Raw genomic sequence first — 24,210 nt, 5'->3', positions numbered from 1 at the left:
AAATGTTGAATCACTTTTACCGAAATCTTAAAAAATATTGTGATAGCGGTAAATTAGTATTTATCCTAATAATTATAGCCGTCATATTGGCTTGCTCAACTTATTACGTGATTTCGATTGAGCCAAAGTCTCTTGGTCCAGACCCAAGTAGAGTTATAGGGCTGATATTGGTAGATCTTACTATATTCTTACTTTTAGGCATTTTATTAGCTCGTAAATTTTTACGAGATTTTGTTGATAAAGGAAAGAGCGATGGCTCTTCAAAGTTACAAAATCGTATCATCATTGCTTTTAGTTTGGTTGCTACAATTCCAACGATTATTGTTTCAGTATTTTCAGCATATTTTTTTAATTTTGGTATTCAGTCTTGGTTCGATAAAAAGATTTCTGCTGTACTTGATCAATCGATAATAGTAGCAGAATCTTATATCAATGAGCATAAACTGCAATTGCGAGAAACAGCGTTATCTGTTGCTTATGATTTAAGTGAAATGTATTATGACTTAATACATAACCCCATTTTATTTAATGAGACATTAAATTCTGAAGCTGAGATGCGTTCTCTTGACGAAGTTATAGTTTTACATAAGCCTACTAATACTGTTATTGCTAACACCTTTTTAAGCTTTGCAACTTCATTTGCTACTATTCCAGCTCATTTAATGAAAAGAGCTGAGATAGGAGAAATTGTTGAGATAAAATCGGATCCAGCAAAGATTCGCATGCTTATAAAACTTAAGGAGCAGAATGATGTATATTTGTTGGTAGGTAGATTGATTGATGCTAAAATTACCGATCATATTAATAAAACTAATGGAGCAGCTGAAGAGTATTATCGTCTTAAAGAACATATATCCAGTATGCAAATCAAGTTCTCTATAGTATTTATTTTTATTGCTTTATTATTACTATTAGCTGCAATAAGTTGGGGAATGATCTTTGCTATAAAAATAGTAACTCCTATTCGGAAATTAGTAATTGCTGCTGAAAAAGTTAAAGACGGTGACTTAACTATCCAAGTGCCAGAAGATGTTATTAATAAAGATGAAATAAGCGTTTTATCTTCAGTTTTTAATAGGATGGTTAAACAGATTGATCTTCAACAAAGAGATTTAGTTATAGCTCAGCGTGCACTTGCTTGGTCTGATGTTGCAAGGAAAGTAGCTCATGAGATCAAGAACCCTTTGACTCCCATTCACCTTGCCTCCGAAAGATTGTTTAGAAAATTCGGCAATCAAGTTGAGGATAAAGCAGAGTTTAATAAATACATACAGATGATTGTACGTCATACTGATGATATTAAGAAGATTGTCTCTGAATTTGTTAATTTTGCAAGATTACCAGCTCCAGTATTTACGGATTGTGATCTAGTAATTCTGATAAAAAATATGGTTGAATCCCGAAAATTAATTAATGATAAAATATTATATAAATTTATCACAACTGATCAGCATATAGATTTTATTTGTGACACAACTCAAATTAATCAAATTATGGTTAATTTATTAAAGAATGCCGAAGAATCTATAGGGATTACTAAGTTACAACAAGGGGTTATTATTGTTTCTATAGCTAAATCTGACCATCAGATTATTATTACAGTAGATGATAATGGGGTAGGTTTTCAAGAAAATTTAATTGATAGAGCTACAGAACCTTATATAACAACTAGATCTAAGGGAACAGGTTTGGGATTGGCTATTATCAAAAAAATAGCACAAGATCATTGTGCAACACTAGAGTTAGCAAATAGGTTAGAAGGTGGTGCCATTATCAATATAACGTTCAACCTTGATGAATTAAAATTAAAGACTAATAATTTGAAGCAGAATATTTTATAATAGTGAACGTTTACAGAAAAAAGTTAAAGTACAAGACGTCTGTTAGCGAGGAGCTACTTTAGTAGCATTGATGCAATCCAAGAATAATGGATTACTTCGACCATTACATGGTCTCGCAATGACGTTTTGTACTTCAGCTTTTTTCCGTGAACGCTCACTAAAAAATTGCCTTTACAGTGTGTACGTAAAGTGGTACTTTCTAGTATTTATATTCTATGAGGTATCTACTATGTTTATTTATTCAGCAACTATTGCAAGATCAAAATTATTTAAACTAATTGATGAAATTCACAAAACGCATGAACCCATATATATAAAAGGAAAACGTAATAATGCTGTGATATTATCGGAAGAAGATTATGCTTCTATGCAAGAAACTTTATATTTGTTATCAATTCCTAATATGAGAGAGTCTATTTTACAAGCTAGTAGAGAGCCTATAGAAGAATTCAAAGATTATACTGAAGTAGAATGGTAGATTTAGTACAATATAAGGTAGTGTTATCTAAAGCTGCCCAAAAAGATATTGCAAAATTAAAAGCGGCTAATTTAGAAGATAAAGCAAGGAAATTATGCGAAATACTAAGTGTTAATCCTTTGCAAATATCCCCGCCTTATAAAAAATTGTTGGGGGATCTAGTAAATAAATATTCGAGAAGAATTAATTTACAACATCGGTTAGTTTATGAGATAGATGAGAATATGCAAATAGTAAAAGTACTCAGAATGTGGAGTCATTACGAAAATTAAAATGTATCTCGAATGGATAAATAAGTGAAAGTGCAAGACTATAAATTTTATAATGATTTAATATCACAGAATGTGGTTGAAGAAATTTGGCTATTTGGTTCTAGAGCAAGGAACGATAATCAGGATAGAGCAGATATTGATTTAGCTATAATATGCCCTAATGCTACCATTAAGGATTGGTTAAAGTTGCAAGAAATTATTGATAATGCTGATACACTTTTAAAAATAGATTGTGTAAGATTTGATGAATTGGATGATTCATCAGACTTAAAATTATCTATAATACGAGAAGGAGTGAAATTATATGAAAAATCCTAAAATAGAGTTAGGGTTCTCAAAATTAAGTAGAGCTTTAACCTCTTTAGAGGATATTGCATCTAAACCTCAGCAAGAAGATCGAAGTAACATAGACGCTAGCATTCAAAGATTTGAATTTACAATAGAATTATTTTGGAAATTATTAAGGGCGATTCTTGAGAGCAAAGGAGTAGAAGTACAATATTCTAAAGATGTTTTAAGAGAGGCTTTTAAAGGACATCTGATTGATCATGAACAAGAATGGCTAAAAATGCTTCTAGATAGAAATATCATAGTCAATTCAGGAGAATTTGGGGCTAGGAGCGATGGAGCGACGCCTATAAGTAATAGGCGAGCGACGAGTGACAACGTCCCCAACTTCTCATCAATTGACTATACTTCGCACACTTATGATCAGCAGCTAGCAGATAAAATTTATAATAATATTAGATCTTATATTCCCATATTAAGAAGTACATTTGATAGTCTGAACTTTCTTAAGGATTCCATCATTTGACAAAGTGCTGTAAAACTGTTAAGCTATTTTTACTATAACCATGAGCGTATGGCTAAATCCTTTAGATCAAGAGCAATTTAATTACTAATACTTCAAAAATGCTGATTATTGATAATCAAAAAATATTAAACGAATTTTGTCGGCAGTTATTGGATTGTAAGACTATAAGTGTTGATACTGAATTTTTGCGTAAGAATACTTATTTTGCTCAGCTTAGCATAATACAAATCATGACTAGTAGTCACAAAGTGATAATTGACACTTTATGTGATTTGGATCTTTCGCCTCTTAACGAAATATTTTTGAACGAGAAAATTCTTAAAATATTTCACGCTCCTAGAGAGGATTTTGAGATATTTTATCATTTATTTAAGAAATTGCCAAGAAATGTTTTTGACATACAAATTGCTGCTGGTATTTGTGATTTTGGTAAACATTTAAGTTATTCGGATATATGCAGTAAAATTTGCTTCGTTCATATTGATAAAACTTATCAAAGATCTGATTGGTTAAAACGTCCCATTAGTGCTAATCTGCTAGATTATGCTATTAAAGATGTTGAATATTTAGAACCAATTTACAAAATATTACAATCAATAATCCAAGATAATAATCTGCAAAATGAATATGACGAGCAAATAAAATCTTTGCTTAATATTGAAAATTATATTGTTGATACACAAAAGGCTTGGCAAAAAGTCAGATTCCATAATCATTCAGAGTTTTTTATTAATAAAATGAAAATTATGGCAGCTTATCGGGAAGAACAAGCAAGTACCATAGATTTACCAAGGAGACATTTTATTAGTGATGAGGAATTAGTAAAGATTTGTCAACATTTACCTACCAGTAACAAAGATTTTGAAAATCTTAAACTAAATGGTCGCTACCTTAGTAAGCAAAAATATAGAACTCAATTAGCAGATATGTGTCTTGCAATACAAGAATTAGGTGAATAAAGACACTTTATTTATATTAATTGTAAAATAAATTTGCTATTTTCTCAAAGGTTGACTAAAACAGGAATCTTATATATTCTGGCTTTATTGCATGGCAATGTTTAGTATAGTTTTTTTTAAAACCATTTCTGTTTTACTGAGTGTAGTAATTGGTTTCCTAGCAGGAAGATATTCTAAAGTTGAAAGAGATAGTATAGCTTCGTTGTTATTCTATTTTATATCTCCTATTGTTTTTTTTGCTATTCCTGCCAGTACTACTTTAACTTTATCATCATTAAGCGTTACTGTAGTTATTTTTTTTATTGCTACTTCCTTATCAATATTTTCCTACTATTTTTTTGGACGATATTGGTTTGATCATACACGAAACATTATAGCATTATCTGCCGGTACCGCTAATGGTGGTTATTTTATGTTACCAATAGCTGCTGCTCTCTTTGATGATTATGTTTTAAGTATCTATATGATGGCAGTTATAGGTGTAAATATTTTTGAATGCTCGGTGGGATTTTATATTTGTGCCAGAAGTTTTGCCAATAGTAGTGAAAGTATCTTGAAAGTTGTAAAGCTACCAATTTTAAATGGTTTTTTACTTGGTTGTTTATTTAGTTTCGCTGGCTTTACTTTACCTGATTTTTTAGATGATTTTATATATAATATGCGAGGGTCATTTTCTATACTTGGTATGGTTATGGTTGGTTTAGCTCTTTCAACTTTGCAAAAATTTGAAATAGACATAAAGTTTACTGTTGCCACTTTTATGGCAAAATTTCTATTTTATCCAATAGGAATTAACTTATTTATCCTTTTAGATAAATTTGTTTTAGGATGGTATGATGAGAATTATTACAATGCTTTTAGGCTTCTTGCCACTGCCCCTATGGCAGCCAATCTGATTGTTATAGCAAGTCTACAAAAATTTCATCCAGAAAAAGTTGCTACTACAGTATTCCTTTCCCTAATTTTTAGTGTAATATATATACCATTTATGGTAAGTATATTTTTAAGCGATTTGAATTAATTAGAATAGATGATACAAAAATTCATCCAAGTTGGACCGTATATTAATTGGTTTGGCTCACAATATATCCCATCTCATAAGCTGGCTTATCTTGAATTTGGCAACCCTAATAATAAAAATGTCATAGTCTGTGCCCATGGCTTGACTAGAAATGCTCATGATTTTGATAAAATTGCTATGGCATTAAGTGATAAATTTCGAGTAATTGTTATAGATTATCCAGGGCGTGGAAATAGTGATGTTTTTAAAAAGAAAGAGCATTATAACTATCCAGTATATATAAAAGATACAGTACTTTTTCTAAGGAAGTTAGCTATTAAGAACTGTATTTGGCTTGGTAGTTCCATGGGCGGAATAATTGGTATGGTTCTAGCTAGTCGATATAACAAACTTATCAAAGCCATGATTATCAATGATATAGGCCCTTTTATTCCGTCATCCCCTTTAGTTAAAATTGGTCTATATGCAGGTCAAGTACCCTTATTTGTTGATTTAGCTAGTGCCAAGCAACATTTAAAGCTAATATATAGCCAATTTGGTATTAGTAGTGAGGAAGATTGGGATTATCTTACCAAATATAGTTTTATAAAGACTCAAGATGGAAAATATAAAATGAATTATGATCCTAACATAGTACATGGTATGAGTGCTAATGCGAATAAGCAAAAAAATGTTGATATGTGGGCTATATGGAATAAAATTATTTGTAAATTATTGGTTATCCATGGAGCTAAGTCTGATATTTTACAACAATCTACTATTGAACAAATGAAAAAAAATAAAGAGCTGGAACTTTTTGTTGTTGATTATGCTGGTCATGTACCTTCGTTAATGACTAGTGATCAAATTAACTATATAAAATTCTGGTTAGATGGCTTGGCTAAATGACCTGGCTAAATGATTTTTGACAAGGATATTAATTATGACTATTTCTACTAAAGTACTTATTATAGGTTCAGGTCCTGCTGGCTTAAGTGCGGCAATCTATACAGCTAGGGCAGCACTAAATCCGATATTACTACATGGTATGCAGCCAGGCGGGCAGCTAACCATTACGACAGATGTTGAAAATTATCCAGGTTTTGCTGATCCGGTGCAAGGTCCTTGGTTAATGGAGCAAATGACTCAGCAGGCAAAAAATGTTGGGGCAGAAATTATCTACGATTATGTAGAAAAGGTAGATTTATCAAAAAAACCCTTAGTGGTGACCACTGGATCTGGTATAATTTACTGGGCGGATAGTCTTATAATATGTACCGGGGCGGAAGCAAAATGGCTTAATATTCCTTCCGAAGGACAATTCAAAGGATATGGGGTCTCAGCTTGTGCCACTTGCGATGGTTTCTTTTTCAAAAATCAGCACGTATTAGTTATTGGTGGAGGTAATAGTGCTGTTGAAGAGGCATTATATTTAACCAATCATGCATGTCAGGTGACTATTGTGCATCGCGGGGATAGTTTTAGAGCCGAGAAAATTTTACAAGACAGATTATTTAAAAATCCTAAAATATCTGTCGTTTGGAATCATAAGCTGGTTGAAGTTATCGGTACTGATAATCCTAAATCAGTTAGCTCAGCTAGGCTAGAAAATACCCAAACAGGTGAGATTAGCTCAATTGACTGTACTGGTATATTCATAGCGATTGGGCATATGCCAAATACTAGTTTGTTCAAAGGGCAACTAGATATAGATAGTGATAATTATATTATTACTAAACCAAATTCAACGGAAACCAGTATTAGAGGTGTTTTTGCCGCTGGAGATGTACAAGATAAAATTTTTAGACAAGCAGTTACTGCTGCTGGTACTGGATGTATGGCAGCTTTAGAAGCAGAAAAGTTTTTAAACCATTAAATTTATGGCTCGTAGTAAAGCGATTGATAAAGCAGATAAGTTAAGCGGCTCGAATGAGTCAGGTATAGTCATGCCTATTGCTCGAACTTTACCGGAAAACGTTCAAGCTGAGCAAATGTTAATAGGAGCGATTTTAGTTAACCATGATTACTACAATATTGTTTCAGAATTCCTAAGACCAAATCATTTTTTTCAGCCACTACATCAAAAAATCTATAATTCTATTGAAGTTATTACAGAAAAAGGCTTAATCGCTAATCCAATAACGCTTAGAAGCATGTTAGAAAAAGATGAATTATTTCAGCAATTAGGTGGTAGCGACTATTTAAATAAATTAGTCACTCTGTCAATGATGGTAATTAATCCACTAGATTACGGAAAAATAATCTATGATTTGGCAATAAGGCGTAATTTAATTCAGATAGGGGAAGAGGTAGTTAATAATGCTTATGATTCTTCTTTAGAATATGATTCAAGTCAGCAAATAGAACATGCAGAAGGTAAGCTTTATAACCTTGCTAGTGAAGGAGTGAATGATAAGAGCTTTGTTAAAATTGGGCTATCTCTCTCAGAGTCTCTAGCTAGTATTAACAGAGCCATGAAGAATTCTAGTCATGTAATAGGTATTTCTACCGGCTTAATTGATTTGGATCATAAATTATCAGGTTTTCAGAACTCAGACTTAGTTATCATTGCTGGACGTCCATCAATGGGGAAAACAGCTTTTGCTATAAATCTTGCAGTAAATAGTTGTAAAGTTCTACAGCAAAAAAATAATGAACAAGAAACAGAAAGTCAATCAGTAGGATTCTTCTCTCTTGAAATGTCATCTGAGCAGCTTACTACTCGTCTTCTGTCAATGCATACTGAAATTAATTCATCTGCCCTTCGGTCAGGTCATGTGATGGAAGAGAATTATAATCGATTACGCAGAGAAGTTACAACTCTTTCTGACTTACCATTTTTTATTGATGATACACCGGCTTTATCTATTGCTGCCATTCGTACTAGGGCTAGAAAAATGAAGCGTAAGCATAATCTTGGTATATTATTTATAGATTATCTGCAGTTAATTAGAGGAATAAACAAATCAGAGAATAGGGTAAATGAAATTTCAGAAATTACTCAAGGGTTAAAAGCGATAGCCAAAGAATTAAATATTCCTGTAATTGCTTTATCACAATTATCTAGAGCTGTTGAACTTAGAGAAGATAAAAAGCCGATGTTGTCGGACTTACGGGAATCTGGATCTATTGAACAAGATTCTGATATAGTAATGTTTATTTATCGGGAAGAATATTACTTAACCCGTAAAGAACCTTCGGCGGGTGATGCAAAACACGCAGAGTGGTTAAGTAAGTTAAATCAGGTATATAATGTTGCCGATATTATAATAGCAAAACATCGTAATGGTCCTGTTGGCAATGTTCAGCTTCACTATGATAGCCAGCATTCAAAATTTGGTAATTTACAAAAAAAACTACTTGGGAAATAAAGGGCTAAAAATCTTTGATGTTAGTACTGGGACTAGGCTCTGTGAACAAAATTTAAAGTATAAAATGTCATTGCGAGGAGCCGCTTTTACTGTTCTTCTGCCCATAAATCCATATTATATTTTTTACAATACTTGAACATAGATACAGTATTAGGGTGATTTATCCCAAATTCTTTTACTTGCTGCTTACCAAAAAATTTATAATTAGATAACTCTTTTGCTTTACATGATGCTTTAGCTCCTTGACTATACAAATCACTAACTTGTGCCACATTTTTACGATTATCTCTATATAAATAATAATATATGTTATAAGCTTTATTATAGGAATTTATAGCCTCTTTTATCTTATCTTCAGCAAATAGAATATTACCTTGCACTACATAACTAGCAGCTAAATCTGGGTCTTCCGAATAATCTGCATCTTTGGGAGTTCTACGCTCATCGGTTAAAAATATGAAAATAGCTTTATTAATATGATCTGAGGCTTGCTCTAGTTTACCAAACCCTAACTCACTTCTTGCCATCTGGAGATAAATACGACTAAGTATCTCAGGGAACTCTTTTTTATGAGATTTATACAAATTATATAATTGTTTAAGTTGAGCATATGCTTTTTGGTATTTTTTAAGATAAAGCAATATTTCTGTTTTATCTAGATAAGGATACATAAGAAATAAATCATTAGGACTTATTCCCTTTTTAATAACTGCTTCTATAGATTTATTATTTTGCTCTAATGATTCACTATATTTACCTTGTACAAATGATAAAATTGACTTAGCACTATGTATATAAGCTATGTCACTTTTATCCATTAAACCTTTATTAAACATTTGTTGCATAATTTGAATGTTGCTTTCTGCTTCTTTAACTTGTCCTAATTTAACATTATGCTGTACTAAATTATAAGATAAACTCCATTTGCAATCTTCATAACCTTTTACATTATTTAATATTTCTTGTGCTTTTATACAATAATTTATTGCTATCCTATAGTTAGCATAGCTCCGATGATACAAACATATTGCATTCATATATCGTGCATATATATATTTTTCATCATCATTCATTAACCATAATTTAAAATTGTTTTGTTGTTCAATTGTATTAAACCACTGAATTTTTTTTCCTAGTTTACCATAATTATGAGTATTATAATACTGAACCATTAATTGGAGGTTAAGTTTCATAATGTTATATATATTTAAGCTATATTTTTCTGAATTTTTTAAAATTATTTCAAAATTCTCAGATATAGTTTTACTGGTTCTAAAAAGACGAGCTTTTATTAAGCTCTTTGGTATGTAATTTGTTAACTTGGTAATAATATTATCTAAATCAGTTGTATTATTACTATTTCCATTGATCTCAGCTATTTTCTGAGCAATAACATCGTGCATTTCAAAGATAGGGTTAGTGTCATGTGAGTCAATGTTAGATATTAAAGCAAATTTAGATAATTGATAGAGATCATCATCAAGAGTATTTTGATTATCCGTAATAATTTTTAAAAGTTCTTTCGAGAAACCTTGGTTATTTATTAAGGCTATTTTATTTAAAAGTTTCTTAGTACTTGGCTTTAACTCATTGATAACTAATGTAATGTTTAATTCAATTTTATCTGTTGATTGTTGAATTTTTTTTGTATACCCTTCTCTATTTAAACCTTGTACATTGTTTAATAATTGTACACCTTGTACTATCATGATAGGGTAACCAGCAAATTCTTTACTTAAAAATTCTGCTAATTTGGTGTTATCACTTCCTAGAATATTATTAGCCAGAGTAATCGCATCACTTTTTTTAAAGGCAGTCATCTTGACTATATTCGGTAATATTTCACTATCTTGGGAACAAAATATAACATGCCCATTATTTTCCCAATCAACGAACTCCTGAACTTTCTTATTTTTACCTACCTTTAGATTATCGAATACCAGCAACCATTTATCTTGATTCGACAAATAGCTCATTAGTTCTTTTCTCACTAATCTCATATCTTCTGATATTATATTAGATTTAGCGGTGCTATTAATAGCTTTTGCTAGCTTTAGCAATTCTTCATTAATATCTAAATTACAGTCAATAAACCAAATAAGTGTATAATCATCTTGATTCTCATAACAATACATTCTAGCAAGCTGTGTTTTCCCCATGCCACTAGTGCCTATAACACTTGCTTGCCGATATTTAATTAAATTATTTTTGAGCAGATTTAGTTGTTTGACGTGATTAACAAAATAACTAACTGGCATAACAAAACTAGATATCTTTTCTTGAGCAAATGAATTATGCGGCATTATTAATAATATTATTAATGTTAAATATTTATTCATTTTATTATTTTTTTTGCATTTATTTACCTTACGCATACCCACAACTGTTAAAAGTTAGAAGGTAGAACGGGTTTTAGATGGCATCATGGCAGTTTAAAAGTTACGGAAAAATAACCGGGTCATTACGGGGAGACATGAGCCAACGAATCAATCCATTTTTGGTTGCTTTTATGGCTCGCTTTCACTACTATGTAGTCTCGCAATGACGTTGGAAGCTGAAATCGTCATTGCGAGGAGGTATAGCCGACTAAGCATCATTCCCGCCTAGTGGGATAACACATAGCTGTTTTTCTACATATGCTCATCAATCACCTGAACAATACCTTGGAGATACGTCTCCATCTGGGCTGGGTTATTATTAATTGCACAACAATTTTTGTAATAGTCAGCTGCGTAAGGTTTGCTTTTCATTATAGATAAATCATTTTCAACTTGTACTAATGTATCTGCATTGGGTGCACAAAGGTAAGCTTTTATAAGACATGCTGCCTCTCCTGAAATACCGTGGACTGAGTTCAGATAGCTGGAAAATTCTACTAATTTTTTAGCAAGGCTTGGATCCTTATGGTTAAAATTGTGTGTCTTAGATAAGTACCAATACCCTACTTCAGGATTACCTGATTCATATAGGGACTTTAAAGTTTCCTTATCAATATTTTTATATATATCATGATCATAAACACCAGCCTCCCCAAACTCGTGTGAAGCTTGCTCCTTCTTTCCTAAAGACAAGAGAATCTTACCTTTAGATAGAAAGAGTTCAGCTTGCTGTTTCCGGTTGTCCGTTTGACTTTTAGCGACAGTAAGAGCATCAAGCTGTATATCTGTATCTGTTGTTTTTTCTACTATTGCTTTTAATAACTGATAATTCTCTTCAGAAGTTTGGTATAATTTTTTACAAGATTCAATACAACTCTTATAAAGCTCTATTTCACTATATTTCTTAGCTAATAAACTCAAAATTTTATTATTCCCAATGAACTTATATGCATCTTGAGATATTCCAGCAATTTTACCACAAATTTCTTCAGCTTTTTCTTGGTTGTTTAAAGATAAAAATCCAGAAGCTAAGACCTCCAAAGTTTTTACATCATTAACGGTTTCATATACATTAATGCCTTTCTTAATAGCATTATCACAATCTACTATAATTTGCTTCATAGTATCTGTTTTGCTTGAAGTAATAAATTCCTTTACATTTTTTAGTAGAGTTGTTTTAAGGACCTCAGCAGCTTCTTTAGCGGCAGCAATCTCAGCAGCTTCTTTAGCGGCAGCAATCTCAGCAGCTTCTTTAGCGGCAGCAATCTCAGCAGCTTCTTTAGCGGCAGCAATCTCAGCAGCTTCTTTAGCGGCAGCAATCTCAGCAGCTTCTTTAGCGGCGGCAATCTCAGCAGCTTCTTTAGCGGCAGCAATCTCAGCAGCTTCTTTAGCGGCGGCAATCTCAGCAGCTTCTTTATCGGCAGCAATCTCAGCAGCATCAGTAGGGTCAGCACTTCTAGAAGTAGGCATAACAGCTTTTATAGGGGCAGTTTGATGAGTTCCAGCTGTATAAGAGTATGGACTATTATTATATACATTAATTGAAGAGCTGGCTTTAGCAGCAGCGACATTATCATCAGCGAGTTCAGCTTTAAAAGCACTAATACTCGGATATATGCCCTTGGAAACAGACTTATTTGAAGAGTCACTGGTTTCAGCTACATTTGAAGAGTCACTGGCTTCAACTTCCTTTGGAGGGGCAGTGGGTGTAACTAAAGTATCTTTTGTAGATGAACCTTGTCCGCGTATTTCCGATAATTGAGTGCTTTTTTCAACTTCAATGTCAAGTTTTTGTTTATTTTTTTTAGCTTCGAGTCTAGCCATAAGTTCAGCTTCTTCGGCTTTGAGTTTATCCCTAAGTTTAGCTTTTTCGGCTTCGGCTTCAGCGTCAAATAGGGTTTCTACCCTGATTACTTCAACCTTAGCTTTAGTATTAATAAGTTTCGTACCAAGTGTCACTTGTGCCTTTTCCAATGCTTTAAGTTCTTTTAGTGCTTTTTCTTCTTTCTTACTTACAGAAACAGTTGGTTTTTCCTGAGATACCTGTACCTCTTCCTTTTGAGGGGTGTATTGTATAGCACGCTCATTAGCTTGCTTAGCAATATCTTCGTACTTAGCCTTAGTCTTAGGATCAACACTTGCAAGAGATTCAAAAGTATCATGTAATTTTTGAAAGATTCCAGCAAGAGTCTTACTTTTTTCTATTGTAGAGCTTGTTGTCATAAGACATTGGTTCCAACATTCCTCAAGTTTCTGAGGGGCAGCTTCTTTTATACAAATCTCAACATACTTCTCCAGTGTTAGAACAGTGTTGGCATATTTTATCAAAGGCGTTATCTCATCAAGAGCTGCCTCATAATTGTTTGAATTAAGGAATGAACCCACTACCTCAAAAGCTTGTTCTAACAATGGTTTATATAGTTGTGTAGTAATTTTTAGTTCTGGATTTTGTACATTGTTTGCTACTTTTTTTTGCAGGTTTATTATTTTGTATAGTTCTATTATAAAGTCATTTCTATTAGCACTAATACTACCACACGCCTTTAAATATGTACTTGCGTCTTGATCTGCTGGTTTACCTGCTCGGACAGCACTAATAGCTTGACACTTGTTTAAGTCAAAAGATAGTTTTGTTTTGATCTCATCTGAAAGCGAATAGTCCTTGATAGTTTTAACTAAACTATCATATATGCTCTTACTTGATTGATATTCCGATGAATCAAGAGGGTTATTAATTTTTGTTATATCACCAGTTTCTTGAAGAAATTTAATGCGTTCTTCAAGGATTGTTTGTAGCCCTGTCATAAAGTCATCTGCATTAGCACTTTTCTCCCACGCCTCTAAATATGTACTTGCGTCTTGATCTGCTGGTTTACCTGCTCGGACAGCACTAATAGCTTGACACTTGTTTAAGTCAAAAGATAATTTTGCTCTGATATCATCTGAAAGCGGATACTTTTTCATAATCTTAACTAAAGCATCATATATGCTCTTACTTGATTTATATTCCGATGAATCAAGAGGCTTATTAATTTTTGTTATATCACCAGTTTCTTGAAGAAATTTAATGCGTTCTTCAAGGATTGTTTGTAGCCCTGTCATAAAGTCATTTGAATTAGCACTCTGCCATGCCTTTAAATATGTACTTGCGTCTTGACCTGCTCGGACAGCAATAACAGCTTGACACTTGTTTAAATCAAACAAAAATTCGGCTTTGTCAGCAGAGGATGGAAATTGGGTGGTTTTTTTTGCAGTTGTATTTAAGTTGTCATATTCCTTCAAGGCTGTTGAATAGTCCGATTTGTTTAGAGGTGTGTTAACTATAGTTATATCACCAACCTCTTTGAAAAGCTTAAGCCTGTTAATCAAGCCTCCTATTTTGAGTGTTATAGAGCCTGAGTCTACGCTATCATTTTGAGGGTTGGTTTCATTGTGCGTCTTAGACATAATATCCTCTTATATGTTCATTTAATTAATTTAGTAACAGACTCTTGCATAACTTATTTAATTATAAAGTAATTGTCAAAATTAAGCAAAAAATCGTACTAAATATTTTATTAGTGGAAGTTCTTTGCTTAATTTTTCTTTCCAAATTTCTCTTTCAATAAAGCTATACTAAAGAACCTATAATTTAAATTAAGACAGATTTATACTTAATAATCAAGTAATATTAAACACTTTTTCTTAAGATATAGACAATAATTAGTAACCTTTCTGTAATTTATGATATTTTTACAAGCTCTAGAATTCTTCAACTATAGTCAATTCAGGAAGATTTGGGGTTAGGAGCTATGGAGTAACGCCTATAAGTAATAGGCAAGCATTAAGCGACAACGTCACCAACTTCTTATCAATTGACTATAAAATTTCTTAATATTTCTATAGTGTATATCAAAATTTTCTTCCACTAAGCGAAAAAGTAATTAAATTTCAATATTTTTGTGAATTGCTTAATTGTTCTTTAGAAAATAAAAAATTATAAAAAACTACAATTTTTATTGAAAATATGATAAAGACTTAAATGTAGCTAACCCGATTAGCATTGTACCAAATTTACATACGCCATTGCGAGCAAACATACGTGAGCGTGGCAATCCATGTAGCTTGTTATATGGATTGCATCAATGCTGTTAAAGTAGCTCCTCGCAATGACAATTATAGGTGTACATGTACATACGTCATTGCGAGGAAGCGTAGCTGACAAAGCAATCCACATGACAAGTTGCATGGATTGCCACGCTCACATATGTTCGCTCGCAATGACGGCTAATGATGTTAGGTAAAAGTTATATATTTAGTAAACTTAAAGAGATTTTAAATGGCTTATATTATTGGTAATACAGGTAAATGGCAATATGTGATAGGCGTTGAGATACATGCCCAAATTTCTTCAAAATCCAAACTTTTCTCTGGTAGTTCTAACGAATTTGCCGCTCCTCCTAATTCACAAGTATCTTTGATTGATGCAGCAATGCCTGGAATGTTACCAATGTTAAATGAATATTGTGTTCATCAAGCAATTAAAACTGGTCTTGGACTTAATGCGAAAATTAATCTTAATTCAAGATTTGATCGTAAAAATTACTTTTATCCTGATCTACCGCAGGGTTATCAAATTTCCCAATTTTATCATCCAATTGTCCAAGATGGCTATTTGGATATAGTAACTGAACAGAGAACAACCAAAAGAATTAGAATTAATCGTTTGCATTTAGAACAAGATGCTGGTAAGTCCATTCATGATCAATCAGCTCATTATAGCTTCATTGATTTAAACCGTTCTGGTGTAGGATTAATGGAGATTGTTACTGAGCCAGACCTTGATTCGCCGGAAGATGCAGCAGAATTTGTTCGTAAACTCAGGACTTTGTTGAGATATATAGGAAGTTGTGATGGTGATATGGAAAAAGGCTCATTACGTTGTGATGCTAATATTTCGGTTAGGCTTCCTGGGGCTCCACTTGGCACAAGGTGTGAGATCAAGAATATCAATTCGATTCGTAATATCATGCGAGCAATAGAGTTTGAAGCAAATAGGCAAGTAAATTTAATTGAAGATGGGCAGACAATAATACAGGAAACTAGATTATTTGATGGAGATACTGGGGAGACTAGAACGATGCGTCTAAAAGAAGAAGCTCATGATTATCGATATTTCCCTGACCCAGATTTATTGCCAATAGTTATATCTGAGGAGCTAATAGAACAATTAGCTCAAGAGCTACCAGAATTACCGGATGCAAAAATTCAAAGATATATGACAGAGTATAGTTTAAATGCTTATGATGCTGAAGTTTTGGTAATTGATGAACAGGTGGCAGGTTATTTTGAAGCAGCAGTTAGCTTATGTAATCCAAAGATACTTGCTAATTGGATTATTAGTGAGTTATTTGGTCAGCTTAATAAAAATTCCATTAGCTTAAGTGACTGTAAAATTACCCCAAAAATGCTTGCTCAAATGGTGAAGCTAATAGAAGATGGGGTGATTTCCGGCAAAATTGCCAAAGTAGTTTTTGAAACTATGTTTGAAACTGGACAAGAACCGAAAAAAATTATTGAAGAAAAAGACTTAGTGCAAATGTCAGATAGTGGTATACTATCTGCTATAATTGACGGAATATTATTGGAAAACCCTGACTCTGTTGATTCTTATAGAAGTGGTAAAGATAAATTATTTGGTTTTTTCGTTGGACAGGTAATGAAAAAAACTGAAGGAAAAGCAAACCCTAACCTAGTGAATGATTTATTAAAGGAGAAATTACAATAATTAAAATATTAGGTATTGAATCAAGTTGTGATGATACTGGCGTAGCAATAGTTACCTCAGATAAAGAGATTTTATCAAATATTGTTATTTCCCAACACCAAGAGCATAAGGCTTTTCAAGGGGTGGTGCCGGAAATCGCTGCTAGGTCACATTTGCAAAATTTAGAAAAAGCAGTTAGGTATGTTTTAGATGAAACTCATCTTGAACTATCTAATATAGATGGAATCGCCGCTACTTCCGGTCCTGGCTTAATAGGTGGAGTAATAGTTGGCTCAATGTTTGGCAGAATAGTTGCTAGCGTCTTAAAAAAGCCGTTTATTGCAGTTAACCATTTAGAGGGGCATTTACTTACTGCTAGATTAACCAATAAGGCGGAATACCCATATTTATTTCTATTAGTTTCAGGTGGGCATTGCCAATTTGTTGCAGTCCAAGCATTGGGTAAATATAAAATTTTAGGACGGACTATCGATGATTCGGTAGGGGAGTGCTTTGATAAAGTAGCTAAAATGCTAAATTTGCCTTTTCCCGGAGGCGTAGAAATTGAGAAAAGAGCAAAATTTGGCAATCCATCTAAGTATGTTTTACCAAAACCCATTATTCATCAAGCTGGCTGTGACATGTCGTTTTCAGGTTTAAAGACGGCAGTACGCATATTAATATCTAAATTACAGCCTATAGGTGAACAAGAAATTAATGATATAGCCGCCAGTTTTCAATATGTAGTTGGAGAAATCTTGTCAGTAAAAATGCTTAATAGCTTTAAAATGTATGAGGAATTTATCAGTAAGTCGGCATTACCACAAAAAACCTGCGTACTTGCTGGTGGAGTTGCCGCTAATGGTTATTTGAAAACTATACTTAAGTATCAAGCAGAAAAACAAGGATATGTACTTTTAGTACCACCAGCACATTTATGCACCGATAATGCGGCTATGATTGCTTATGCTGGGCTAGAACGGCTGCAAAATAATCTTACTAACTCACTCGATTTCTGCCCTAGAGCAAAATGGAGCTTAGAGGATTTATATAGCTAACCAAGTATATACGTTGTTATATTAGAATTTCTTGGCAGAAATTAGTTGTGCTTACTATAAAACTTACTATAATAAATTCATTTAGAAAGCTTTGTAGCTAATCAGAATAAGTTTTAGATATCCCAGGCGTCATTGCGAGGAGGCGTGAGCCGACGAAACAATCAAAACATTGATTAGAAATGGATTGCCACGACCTACTTGCGTGGTCTCGCAATGACGATTGTAAGTACATACGTTTTCTTGCAATGACGAAGATGTTATCTAGAACATTAACGGGTTAGCTTTATCTTAAGGGCGGATATTACGTAGACGTAAGGAGGGTTATGTATAGAATTAACTTTATTATTATAATCTTATCTTTCATACTCACAGGATGTTTTCCAACAATTTTTACTGCAGCAACTAGTTCTACTATCGCAGCGGCAAAAGATCAATCAATTTCCGAAACAATTGATGACATAAAAATATCAACGAAGATCAAAGCTTCTTTTATAAAAAATAATTTCAGGGAATTATACACTAAGATTAAGGTTGAGGTAGAACAGGGGAGGGTGCTACTTACTGGAATCATAGACAAAAAAGAAGAGGCATTAAAAGCTGTAGAACTTGTTTGGGATATAACAGGAGTTCGTGAAGTTATTAATGAACTGATAATAGATAAAAAAAGTGATCATTTTGACTTAGTGCAATATACTAAGGATGCTATAATTACTAGTCAGATTAAAGCTAGGACTTTTATTAAGCGAGATATAAAATGGGTAAATTACACTATTGTTACAGTTAACAATATAGTATATATATTTGGTTTAGCAAGGTCTGAGGAGGAGTTAGAAATGGTCACTTCTATTGCTTCTCAAATCAATGGTGTAGAAAGAGTCGTTTGTCACGTTAAAATAAAGGAAGCTGAAAAGATTGATAATAAACATGATGTAAATGAAAGTGAAATTTAGACCTATTCTTTTGTTGCTAGTTTATTGTATAGGACTTAGCTCTTGTTCTACTTTACCAAAGACTAGCCTATATAACAAATTATCGAAGGAAGATCCTAAAAATATTCATTATAAGGGACATTATAAGATAGGCAAAAAATATACTATTAAAGGTAAGACTTATAAGCCTAAGGAAGATGTTAATTGCAATGAAGTAGGTATGGCATCTTGGTATGGTTTCAAGGATAATACCCATGGGAAAAAAACAGCCAATGGTGATATCTATAATAAACATATGCTAAGTGCAGCTCATCGTAGTTTACCGCTGCCTAGTTTAGTCAAAGTTACTAACTTAAGTAATAATAAGTCCCTGATTGTGATGGTTAATGATCGTGGACCTTTTAAAAAGAACCGTATTATAGATGTTTCAGAAAAATCTGCTGAGATTTTAGGATTTAAAAGACGTGGTATAACAAAGGTTAGAGTGCAATATATGCCTAAAGATACTAAAGAATTTTTGAATAATATTGCTTTAAGACCTAAGGAAAATTGTATTGCCCAAAGAAAAGTAGCCAATCCTAAATGTAGCGTTAATTGTCATATAAAATTAGTAAATCTAAAACATAAATTGACAGTTAATCCTTGATAATTTTAGGATAGTAGTGGATTGCTTCGTTGCCAGTAAACTGGCTCACTCGCAATGACATTTGGGTAAAGCACTTCCGTCATTGCGAGCGAACGTATACTCTTCTGCTTTGAAGAATTGGTTCCGTAAAACTTCGGGGTATTCGCGTACTCACGTAGCTCATCTACGCTGCGTTCGCTCACCCCTTGTTTTACGTTCCAATTCTTCAAAGCAGAAGAGTATATGTGAGCGTGGCAATCTAGGAGTTTGTCGGAAATAACTAAAGTAATTCTATATTTGGCTCTTTTTGGCTGCGAATAAACATGATTTTTTTGAAATAGGTACACTATTCCTGCAAAAATCATATATATTCTCGCCAAAAAATAGCTCAAAATATAATTAATTAGTTATCTCCGACAAACTCCTAGAAAAAATAAGCAATATCACAAAAATAATGAAAACAGCTATTAGTGGATCAAAAAAATCTGTTATATTATATATAATTGAGAATATAGAGGAGTCATAGATGATTGTTCCTGGGAAATATAAACTAAATAGTACTCAATATCTCGAGTCTTATAGAAAGATATTGTTGCTTAGAAGATTTGAAGAAAAATGTGGACAATTATACGGTATGGGTCTAATAGGTGGGTTTTGTCACTTATATATTGGACAAGAAGCGATAATTACTGGTATAGATTTAGTAAAACAGGCTGGTGATAATACTATTACCAGTTATAGGGATCATGCTCATATTATTTCAGCCGGGACTGAAGCAAAATATGTGTTAGCAGAGCTAATGGGTAAGGAAACTGGTTGCTCGAAAGGCAAGGGTGGTTCAATGCATATGTTTGACGTACAAAACAAATTTTACGGTGGACATGGCATTGTAGGAGCCCAGGTGCCGATAGGTACTGGTCTGGCTTTTGCTGAAAAATATCGAAATACTGATAATGTGTGTTTTACCTTTTTAGGAGATGGGGCAGTTAACCAGGGGCAAGTATATGAAGCTTTTAATATAGCGGCATTATGGCATTTACCGATAATTTATATTATTGAAAATAATCAATATGCAATGGGTACCTCAGTAGCCCGTTCGACCTTTATGACTGACCTTTACAAGAAAGGGGAGTCGTGTGGTATTACCGGCTTTAAAGTAAATGCTATGTCATTAGAATCGGTTTATGATTATGCTCGGCAAGCTGCAGAGTTTACAAGAAATGGTGGCGGACCAATAATATTAGAAATGGATTGTTATCGTTATCGAGGACACTCAATGTCTGATCCAGCTAAATATCGTAGTAAGGAAGAAGTTGATATCTATAAAGAACAAGACCCCTTATCGCGAGTGAAGGATATAATCCTGGATAACAAATATGCTAGTGAGCAGCAGTTGAAAGAAATTGACAAAGAGGTCAAAGATATTATTGCAGAAGCAGTTGAGTTTTCAGAAAGCTCAGCCTTACCGGATGAGAAAGAACTATATACTAATATTTATGTTGTGAATGAGTAGGAAGATGTTACAAATAACAGTACGGGAAGCTTTGCGTCAGGCAATGCAGGAAGAAATGTTGAAGGATGATAGCATCTTTATTATGGGAGAGGAAGTTGCCGAGTATCAAGGAGCATATAAGGTAACCCAAGGATTGCTAGAGCAATTCGGGGCAAAAAGAGTAATTGATACACCAATAACAGAACATGGCTTTGCTGGGGTGGCTATTGGTGCAGCTTTTTCGGGGTTGCGTCCAATTGTTGAATTTATGACATTTAATTTTGCTATGCAAGCAATGGATCAAATAATTAATTCTGCAGCTAAGACTCATTATATGTCTGGTGGAATTATTAAATGTCCAATAGTATTTCGTGGACCAAATGGATCAGCAAGTCGAGTTGCTGCACAACATAGTCAAAATTATACAGCTTGTTATAGTCATATTCCGGGGTTAAAAGTAGTAGCTCCCTATAGTGCAGAAGATCACAAAGGGTTGTTAATGACGGCTATTCGTGATGATAACCCAGTAATTTTTCTAGAGAATGAAATTCTCTATGGGCATAGTTTTGAAGTTCCAGAAATAATCGAGCCTATTCCTTTTGGGCAAGCTAAGAAACTTATTGAAGGTGATGATGTTACCATAGTAACATTTTCCTTACAAGTTAAGTTGGCTTTAGATGCGGCAAATAGTTTGCAGGATAATGGCATTAACTGTGAGGTGATTGACCTTAGAACGATCAAGCCTTTGGATATAGAAACTATATTACAGTCAGTCAAAAAGACTAATCGATTGGTTATTATAGAAGAAGGCTGGTTTTTTGCCGGGGTTGGGGCAACTATAGCTAGCATGGTGATGAGTCAAGCATTTGATTATCTAGATGCTCCTATAGAAATTATCTCGGGTAAGGATGTTCCCCTACCATATGCTGTTAATTTAGAGAAATTAGCCTTACCAACTATCGAAGATGTTATTAGTGCTGTGAAGAAAGTGTGTTATGTTCAATGATATTTGTAAAATAATCATTGACGAGGCAACTATATTAAAACATAATTAACTAGATGGTCGTGCAGTTGCGTAAAAATCTATACTAGAATTTACGAGGAAAGTCCGGACTCTACAGAGGTATGGTGCTGGTTAACGTCCAGCGGGAGAGTAATCTTTTAGGGAAAGTGCCGCAGAAAATATACCGCCAAATTATAATTTAACATAGTTTGGTAAGGGTGAAATGGTGTGGTAAGAGCACACCGGTAGGTTGGTAACAAGCTACGCATGGTAAACCCCACCAAGAGCAAGATCAAATAGGCACTACAGAACTTACGTGTTCCTAGGTATCTCTGACTAGAAGTAGTGCGGGTAGATCGCTTGAGGTAAATGGTAACATTTATCCTAGATAAATAACTGCAATAGATAATAGAAATATTATCTATACAAAATCCGGCTTACAGACCATCATTTTTTATAAGACTTTTACCCAAAGGTTATTGCGAGGAAATGTTTTAGTGATGACGAAGCAATATGACAAGCTTTATGGATTGCCACTACCTACTTGCGTGGTCTCGCAATGACGCTTAGGCGTTAGTTTAAGAAAATAAAGTAAAAAAGTCGTCATTGCGAGGAGACCGTAAGGTCACGAAGCAATCCAGAAAAAACGATTAAATGGATTGCTTCGGAGGCTTAAGCCTTCTCGCAATGACGCTTGAGATGCATATACGTCATTGCGAAACTATGTAATGGTTGAAGCAATCCATTCCATAATAATAGATTATCTCAAGGATTTTTAAGATTGTGAAAAATATTTTTTATGCAGAATTTTGGCATAAATATTATCCTGTCATTTTATGTTTCATCTTACTGGTTTTTCATTTTTTATCAGCCTATCCTGGTGGTATGTCATCTGATAGTTTTGATCAATATCAGCAGAGTATTAGTGGAAATTATAATTCTCATCACCCATCTTTAATGTCAATAGTATGGTCGTTAATTAATCATATCCATCAAGGTCCACAATTGATGCTATTGGTAGATTTAGCATTTTTATGGGGTGGAATACTACTACTTCTGTATGCAGATCAACAAAATAAATATAGATATTTATATTTGGTAATTGCTCTTTCGCCTAATATATTGTCTCAATCTGCAACAATTTGGAAAGATGTAGTTTTTGCCTTAGGTACTTTCTTCTGCATAGCTACTTGTATTTTTTTTACTTATCGACAAAAAACAGCACCTTTATGGGTGATTGTTGGATTATTATTGATTTGCTTTTATATTGTTGGGGTTAAATTTCAAGCTAAATTTATTGCACCAATTTTGATTTTGTTTATATTGTCAGTTTATCTTAAAACTAATATTTTGATAAGAATAACAGCTACTAGTATTATTTCCGTAATAATCATATATGGTAATATTACACTTGCTAAATATTTTTCTACAGAGGGTCATTCAGAGCAATTACCTCAATTTTTTGATGTTGCTGGAGTGAGTGTTGCCATAAATAATGATGATTTATTACCAGACTATGTTAAAGAAGACAAAAATTTATATAGTTTTGAAAAGCTCAAGGCACAATATACTGCAAGGTGGGTTGATACATTAATCTTTGGTGATACTAGGATTTATAATTCAACATCAGACCCTATAAAATTGCAAGAGATGCAGTCTGCTTATATAAAAGCTATAATGTACCATCCTCTAATTTTTTTAAAACATCGAATGATCAATTTTGCTTTTTTAATGACCAAAACGCGATTCTATCGCTATGGCTTTATTGATTCTACCGAAGCTCAAAAACATAATATAGATATTAAGAATAATCACTTACAAAAGGCGATAACAAAATATTTAAAAAAATATCCATGGATTTTAACAACCAACCTTATTAGTTTTATACTAATATTTGTTTATTTAACAGCTATTTTAACAAATAAACAATCTGATATAGTCAATTCAGGAGAATTTGGGGCTAGGAACGATGGAGCGACTCCTATAAGTAATAGGCGAGCATTGAGCGACGACGTCCCCAACTTCTCATCAATTGACTATAATCCTGAGAAGGTTATTTTAACTTATATTGTTGCGATAGGTCTTGTTTTTTCGGTAGTATTACTTTTTGCTACTATGGCATCTGATTACCGTTACTACTATGTAATAAGAGTGTTAACATTATTTAGCTTGCCAATTTATCTGAAGTTCAGACATTGCAAAGTAACAAATTTCATTTCCGTGTAGGCACGTAGTTCGTCGACC

18 protein-coding genes, 1 other RNA gene and 1 pseudogene are annotated in these 24,210 nt (G+C 33.3%); 18 read left to right on the top strand and 2 right to left on the bottom strand.

Annotation, left to right across the window (positions count from 1 at the left end):
- The first annotated feature begins 2 nt into the window (after positions 1-2).
- From ACFELW_RS04700 to ACFELW_RS04655, 10 genes are all read left to right on the top strand, one after another.
- Positions 3-1,841: a sensor histidine kinase NtrY-like gene (locus ACFELW_RS04700; protein WP_375329782.1), complete on the top strand. Its 1,839-nt coding sequence runs from the start codon at positions 3-5 to the stop codon at positions 1,839-1,841.
- Between the two features lie 229 nt (positions 1,842-2,070).
- Positions 2,071-2,319 carry a type II toxin-antitoxin system Phd/YefM family antitoxin gene (locus ACFELW_RS04695; protein WP_341759097.1) on the top strand — a complete coding sequence of 83 codons (249 nt, stop codon included), beginning with the start codon at positions 2,071-2,073 and terminating at the stop codon, positions 2,317-2,319.
- Positions 2,313-2,591 (top strand): Txe/YoeB family addiction module toxin, encoded by a 279-nt coding sequence (locus ACFELW_RS04690; protein WP_341759096.1) that lies wholly within the window; start codon positions 2,313-2,315, stop codon positions 2,589-2,591. The genes ACFELW_RS04695 and ACFELW_RS04690 overlap by 7 nt, the downstream gene beginning before the upstream one ends.
- A gap of 30 nt (positions 2,592-2,621) precedes the next feature.
- Positions 2,622-2,909 (top strand): nucleotidyltransferase domain-containing protein, encoded by a 288-nt coding sequence (locus tag ACFELW_RS04685; protein ID WP_239832523.1) that lies wholly within the window; start codon positions 2,622-2,624, stop codon positions 2,907-2,909.
- On the top strand, positions 2,896-3,405 hold the full coding sequence (locus tag ACFELW_RS04680) for an HI0074 family nucleotidyltransferase substrate-binding subunit (protein ID WP_375329781.1): 510 nt from the start codon (positions 2,896-2,898) through the stop codon (positions 3,403-3,405). The genes ACFELW_RS04685 and ACFELW_RS04680 overlap by 14 nt, the downstream gene beginning before the upstream one ends.
- A gap of 98 nt (positions 3,406-3,503) precedes the next feature.
- On the top strand, positions 3,504-4,364 hold the full coding sequence (locus tag ACFELW_RS04675) for a ribonuclease D (protein WP_375329780.1): 861 nt from the start codon (positions 3,504-3,506) through the stop codon (positions 4,362-4,364).
- 91 nt (positions 4,365-4,455) lie between these two features.
- Positions 4,456-5,385 carry an AEC family transporter gene (locus tag ACFELW_RS04670; RefSeq protein ID WP_341749552.1) on the top strand — a complete coding sequence of 310 codons (930 nt, stop codon included), beginning with the start codon at positions 4,456-4,458 and terminating at the stop codon, positions 5,383-5,385.
- Positions 5,386-5,394: 9 nt separating this feature from the next.
- Complete coding sequence (locus ACFELW_RS04665) at positions 5,395-6,273, top strand: alpha/beta fold hydrolase (RefSeq protein ID WP_375329779.1); 879 nt, start codon at positions 5,395-5,397, stop codon at positions 6,271-6,273.
- A gap of 34 nt (positions 6,274-6,307) precedes the next feature.
- Positions 6,308-7,240: a thioredoxin-disulfide reductase gene (gene trxB / locus ACFELW_RS04660; RefSeq protein WP_375329778.1), complete on the top strand. Its 933-nt coding sequence runs from the start codon at positions 6,308-6,310 to the stop codon at positions 7,238-7,240.
- Positions 7,241-7,244: 4 nt separating this feature from the next.
- The gene (locus ACFELW_RS04655; RefSeq protein WP_375329777.1) at positions 7,245-8,735 is read left to right on the top strand and encodes a replicative DNA helicase; all 1,491 of its coding nucleotides are present in this window, start codon (positions 7,245-7,247) and stop codon (positions 8,733-8,735) included.
- A gap of 86 nt (positions 8,736-8,821) precedes the next feature.
- Here ACFELW_RS04655 and ACFELW_RS04650 read toward each other — a convergent pair whose 3' ends face one another.
- Together ACFELW_RS04650 and ACFELW_RS04645 are read right to left on the bottom strand one after the other, a co-directional pair.
- On the bottom strand, positions 8,822-11,074 hold the full coding sequence (locus ACFELW_RS04650) for a tetratricopeptide repeat protein (RefSeq protein WP_375329776.1): 2,253 nt from the start codon (positions 11,072-11,074) through the stop codon (positions 8,822-8,824).
- 291 nt (positions 11,075-11,365) lie between these two features.
- Positions 11,366-14,560 (bottom strand): hypothetical protein, encoded by a 3,195-nt coding sequence (locus ACFELW_RS04645; RefSeq protein WP_375329775.1) that lies wholly within the window; start codon positions 14,558-14,560, stop codon positions 11,366-11,368.
- A gap of 871 nt (positions 14,561-15,431) precedes the next feature.
- On the opposite strand from ACFELW_RS04645, the gene gatB reads away from it, so the two are divergent.
- From gatB to ACFELW_RS04600, 8 genes and pseudogenes are all read left to right on the top strand, one after another.
- On the top strand, positions 15,432-16,880 hold the full coding sequence (gene gatB, locus ACFELW_RS04635) for an Asp-tRNA(Asn)/Glu-tRNA(Gln) amidotransferase subunit GatB (protein ID WP_375329774.1): 1,449 nt from the start codon (positions 15,432-15,434) through the stop codon (positions 16,878-16,880).
- Positions 16,877-17,917, top strand: coding sequence for a tRNA (adenosine(37)-N6)-threonylcarbamoyltransferase complex transferase subunit TsaD (gene tsaD / locus ACFELW_RS04630; protein WP_375330516.1), 1,041 nt, complete (start codon positions 16,877-16,879; stop codon positions 17,915-17,917). The genes gatB and tsaD overlap by 4 nt, the downstream gene beginning before the upstream one ends.
- A gap of 323 nt (positions 17,918-18,240) precedes the next feature.
- Positions 18,241-18,867 (top strand): BON domain-containing protein, encoded by a 627-nt coding sequence (locus ACFELW_RS04625; RefSeq protein WP_375329773.1) that lies wholly within the window; start codon positions 18,241-18,243, stop codon positions 18,865-18,867.
- Between the two features lie 4 nt (positions 18,868-18,871).
- Positions 18,872-19,492: pseudogene (locus ACFELW_RS04620) on the top strand (septal ring lytic transglycosylase RlpA family protein); the annotation flags it as partial.
- Positions 19,493-19,997: 505 nt separating this feature from the next.
- Complete coding sequence (gene pdhA, locus ACFELW_RS04615; protein ID WP_341759085.1) at positions 19,998-20,984, top strand: pyruvate dehydrogenase (acetyl-transferring) E1 component subunit alpha; 987 nt, start codon at positions 19,998-20,000, stop codon at positions 20,982-20,984.
- Positions 20,985-20,988: 4 nt separating this feature from the next.
- The gene (locus ACFELW_RS04610; protein WP_341759084.1) at positions 20,989-21,969 is read left to right on the top strand and encodes a pyruvate dehydrogenase complex E1 component subunit beta; all 981 of its coding nucleotides are present in this window, start codon (positions 20,989-20,991) and stop codon (positions 21,967-21,969) included.
- Between the two features lie 49 nt (positions 21,970-22,018).
- An RNA gene (gene rnpB, locus ACFELW_RS04605) (RNase P RNA component class A) lies at positions 22,019-22,422 on the top strand.
- 327 nt (positions 22,423-22,749) lie between these two features.
- Positions 22,750-24,192 carry a palindromic element RPE2 domain-containing protein gene (locus tag ACFELW_RS04600; protein ID WP_375329772.1) on the top strand — a complete coding sequence of 481 codons (1,443 nt, stop codon included), beginning with the start codon at positions 22,750-22,752 and terminating at the stop codon, positions 24,190-24,192.
- The last annotated feature ends 18 nt before the right edge of the window (positions 24,193-24,210 follow it).

The sequence above is a fragment of the Candidatus Tisiphia endosymbiont of Nemotelus uliginosus genome, assembly GCF_964264755.1.
Taxonomy (GTDB): Bacteria; Pseudomonadota; Alphaproteobacteria; order Rickettsiales; family Rickettsiaceae; genus Tisiphia.
Note: the sequence above shows the minus strand (reverse complement) of the source record. Positions and strands in the feature narration are given on the sequence as shown.